Below are 4,327 nucleotides of genomic sequence, written 5' to 3'. Positions count from 1 at the left end.
CAATAACCCATTATGCACAAATCCATCTTCATTGGCTTATTCGCCTTATCTCCTTTCCTCTTCAGTTTCGGTCCCTGCCAGTCGATGGCACAAGAACAGGAGGAGCCTCAACACATGTCTTACAGCTGTATCACCGTCCCCAAATCGGTGGAGTTTTGCGGAATCCCCATCGACCTCACCCGCTTTGACCGTCATGAACGGATGGACCGCGAACTGATGGCATTTACGTATATGCACAGCACTTCCCTGCAAATCATCAAACGGGCAAACCGGTATTTTCCCGTTGTAGAGCCTATCTTGAAAGAAAACGGAATTCCCGACGACTTCAAATATCTCATGGCAATAGAAAGCAATGTCAACCCGCTTGCCCGTTCCGGAGCCGGTGCTGCCGGATTGTGGCAGTTCATGCAGGGAACGGCACGCGAGTTCGGACTGGAAGTGAATCATCATGTAGACGAGCGGTATCATGTGGAAAAGTCTACCCAGGCTGCCTGTCGTTATCTCAAGCAAGCGTATGCCCGCTTCGGCAACTGGGAAACCGTGGCTGCATCGTATAATGCGGGACAGGGACGCATCACGCGCGAACAAGACAAGCAGTTTACCGAGAATGCCCTCGACCTCCATCTGGTGGAAGAAACAGCCCGCTATGTCTATCGCATTCTTGCCGTAAAAATCATGCTTGCCAATCCCTCACAGTTCGGCTTCCATCTCCGGGCAAGCGACCTGTATCCGCCCGTTCCTTACCGGAACATTAAGGTTACATCGACCATCAACGACCTCGCACGCTTTGCCAAAAGCCACGGCATTACTTATGCCCTGCTGCGGAACATGAACCCTTGGCTGCGCAGTACCTCCCTGCCCGACCATAGCGGAAAGGAATATCTGATCCGCATCCCCGATAAGGAAGGAATGCATTACAATCCGCTGTTAATTATTCCTCATGACCGGAAATGGGTGGTAAATTGACCGATTTTTATACCTTGCCGAAAAGAAAAACAACTACATTTGTAACCGAATACAAATTAATCTACAACTTAATTTTACCATGAAAAAACAAATCTTATTTGGCATCTTGGGTGCCTGTGCCCTTTCAGGAAATGCCCAGACCTTCAAGGAATGGCTTGACCCGGAAGTGAATGCAGTAAACCGCGCCCCGATGCATGCCAACTTTTTTGCTTATGAAAGCACAGAGGCAGCTGCACAGGCAGTAAAAGAGAAATCAAACAACTTCATGTCGCTGAACGGTACCTGGAAATTCTTCTGGGTGAAAAATGCAGATGCACGCCCCACTGATTTCTGGAAAACCGACTTTAATGACAAAGGATGGGATGATATGCAGGTACCTGCCGTATGGGAACTCAACGGATACGGTGACCCGATTTATGTCAATGTGGGTTACGCATGGAGAAACCAGTTTGAAAGCAAACCGCCTTATGTGCCTACCGAAAACAATAATGTAGGTTCTTACCGCCGTGAAATTACCGTTCCTGCCGACTGGAAAGGGAAAGACATCATCGCTCACTTTGGGGCAGTCAGCTCGAATATGTATCTATGGGTGAACGGAAAGTATGTGGGCTACAGCGAAGACAGCAAGCTGGAAGCTGAGTTCGACCTTACTCCGTACCTGAAGCCGGGACAGAAAAACGTGATTGCGTTTCAGGTATTCCGCTGGTGCGACGGTACGTATCTGGAAGACCAGGACTTCTTCCGCTATACCGGTGTGGCTCGCGACTGCTATCTCTATACCCGAAACAAAAAGCGCATCGATGACCTGCGCGTAACGCCCGACCTCGACAGCGAATATAAAAACGGCTCGCTGGCTGTCAACCTCAAGCTGAAAGGCAGTGCCAACGTGACACTGGAACTGCTCGATGCGCAGAATAACGTGGTGGCAAGCGATGAAGTAAAAGGTTCGGGCAACGTATCGGCTACACTCCAGCTGAACAATCCGAACAAATGGACTGCCGAAACGCCTTACCTCTACACCCTGCGTGCTACACTGAAAAACGGAAATACCATCAGCGAAGTGGTTCCCGTAAAGGTAGGTTTCCGCAAGATTGAACTGAAAAACGCCCAGATTCTGGTCAACGGTCAGCCGGTGCTCTTCAAGGGAGCCGACCGCCACGAAATGGACCCCGATGGAGGATATTATGTATCGCGCGAACGCATGATTCAGGACATTCAAATCATGAAGCAGTTTAACCTGAATGCCGTGCGCACCTGTCACTATCCCGACGATAACTTCTGGTATGAACTGTGCGACAAATATGGTATCTATGTCGTGGCAGAAGCCAACATCGAATCACACGGAATGGGATATGATGAAAAGACACTGGCAAAGAATCCGTCCTACAAGAAAGCGCACCTGGAACGCAACCAGCGCAACGTACAGCGCAGCTTCAACCACCCGAGTATCATTTTCTGGTCACTGGGTAATGAAGCCGGATACGGACCGAACTTTGAAGCTGCCTACGATTGGGTTAAAGCCGAAGACCCAAGCCGTGCCGTACAGTATGAGCAGGCAGGTCAGAACGGGAAGACCGACATCTTCTGCCCGATGTATTACGACTATAACGGCTGCATCAAGTACAGTGAAGATGACAGCAAGCAGAAACCCCTTATCCAGTGTGAATATGCTCACGCCATGGGTAACTCACAGGGCGGATTCAAGGAATACTGGGATATCATCCGCAAATACCCGAAATATCAGGGTGGATTTATCTGGGACTTCGTTGACCAGTCTTGCCGCTGGACCGGCAAGAACGGCAAGATGATTTATGCCTACGGAGGCGACTTCAATGCATTCGATGCCAGCGACAACAACTTCTGCGACAACGGACTGATCAGCCCCGACCGCAAGCCGAACCCGCATATGTATGAAGTGGGTTACTACTATCAGAACATCTGGACTACGGCAAAAGACCTTTCTAAAGGTGAAATCAGCGTGTATAATGAAAACTTCTTCCGCGACCTTTCTGCCTATGCCCTTGAATGGGAACTGCTGAAAAACGGAAAAGCCGTGCGCAGCGGACGCATTGAGAATCTGAACGTGGCTCCGCAGCAAACGGCAGCCGTACGCATTGAAACGGGTGATGTATGCAAGTGCGGTGAAGCGCTGCTTAACGTGAAGTATGTACAGAAGAACCGCGAAGGATTGATTCCTGCCGGTCATGTAGTGGCAAAAGCTCAGTTGGAAGTTAGTCCGTATAAAGCTCCTTCCATGGAACTGAAGAACGTGGAACAGAGCAATCTCGCAGTGGTAAGTCCGGTGGTGAAAAACGAGAACTACAACCGCATGGTGGTAGAAGGCGAACACTTCAACATCCGCTTCAACAAGTTCAACGGATATATGGACAAGTATGAAGTTGACGGACTGGATATGATTAAAGAAGGAGCAGCCTTGTCGCCCAACTTCTGGCGTGCACCGACCGACAACGACTTCGGAGCCGGCTTGCAACAGAAATACGCAGCATGGAAGAATCCGGAAATCAAACTCTTGTCACTGAAAGGTGAAACCGTTGACGGTCTGGCTGTGGTAACTGCCGAATATGAAATGAAAGCCGTATCTGCCAAGCTGACCTTGACTTATACCATCAACAACGAAGGAGCTGTGAAGGTGACACAGAAGATGACTGCCGACAAGGGTGCCAAAGTATCCAACCTCTTCCGCTTCGGTATGCAGCTGGTGATGCCGAAATCGTTTGAAAACATTTCTTACTACGGACGTGGTCCGGTGGAAAACTACGCCGACCGCAAGAGCTGTACCGACTTAGGCATTTATAACCAGACCGTAAGCGAACAGTTCTATGCCTACATCCGTCCGCAGGAAAACGGAACCAAATCAGACATCCGCTGGTGGAAGCAGTTGAACGATGCCGGATGCGGCTTGCAGTTTGTGGCCGAAGCTCCTTTCTCGGCTTCTGCCCTTCACTACACCATCGAATCACTCGATTCAGGTTGGGAAAAACGTCAGGAACACTCCAACGAAGTGGAACAAGCCGACCTGACCAATGTATTGATTGACAAAGCTCAGATGGGACTTGCCTGCGTAAACAGCTGGGGAGCGATTCCATTACCCCAATACATGCTGCCTTACGGTGACTATGAATTTACCTTCATCATGACACCGGTTAAAAGCAACATCGTGATTGAATAAGCAGACGGGCAGATTTCCATACGGCAACAGCCGGACGGAAACGCCTTGACAGGTATAACAAAACGCCTTGACATTTCAAAAGAGATGTCAAGGCGTTTCTTTTTATTCGCCTAAGCGTTTTTCCCGCCGGCTTATTTATCCTCTCAATTCATCTTCGGGCAAGGCAGGACG

The 4,327-nt window shown here is 49.6% G+C and carries 2 protein-coding genes; both read left to right on the top strand.

What is annotated here, in order from left to right; all coding sequences use genetic code 11:
• Positions 1 to 114 precede the first annotated feature (114 nt).
• The gene (locus ACLTOH_RS15150) at positions 115 to 966 is read left to right on the top strand and encodes a lytic transglycosylase domain-containing protein (protein WP_412224351.1); all 852 of its coding nucleotides are present in this window, start codon (positions 115 to 117) and stop codon (positions 964 to 966) included.
• A gap of 79 nt (positions 967 to 1,045) precedes the next feature.
• The gene (locus ACLTOH_RS15145; protein ID WP_412224350.1) at positions 1,046 to 4,156 is read left to right on the top strand and encodes a glycoside hydrolase family 2 TIM barrel-domain containing protein; all 3,111 of its coding nucleotides are present in this window, start codon (positions 1,046 to 1,048) and stop codon (positions 4,154 to 4,156) included.
• Positions 4,157 to 4,327 lie beyond the last annotated feature (171 nt).

The sequence above is a fragment of the Waltera sp. genome, assembly GCF_046969025.1.
Taxonomy (GTDB): domain Bacteria; phylum Bacillota; class Clostridia; order Lachnospirales; family Lachnospiraceae; genus Acetatifactor; species Acetatifactor acetigignens.
The sequence above is the reverse complement of the archived record's forward strand: the minus strand, read 5'-3'. Positions and strand labels throughout refer to the sequence as shown.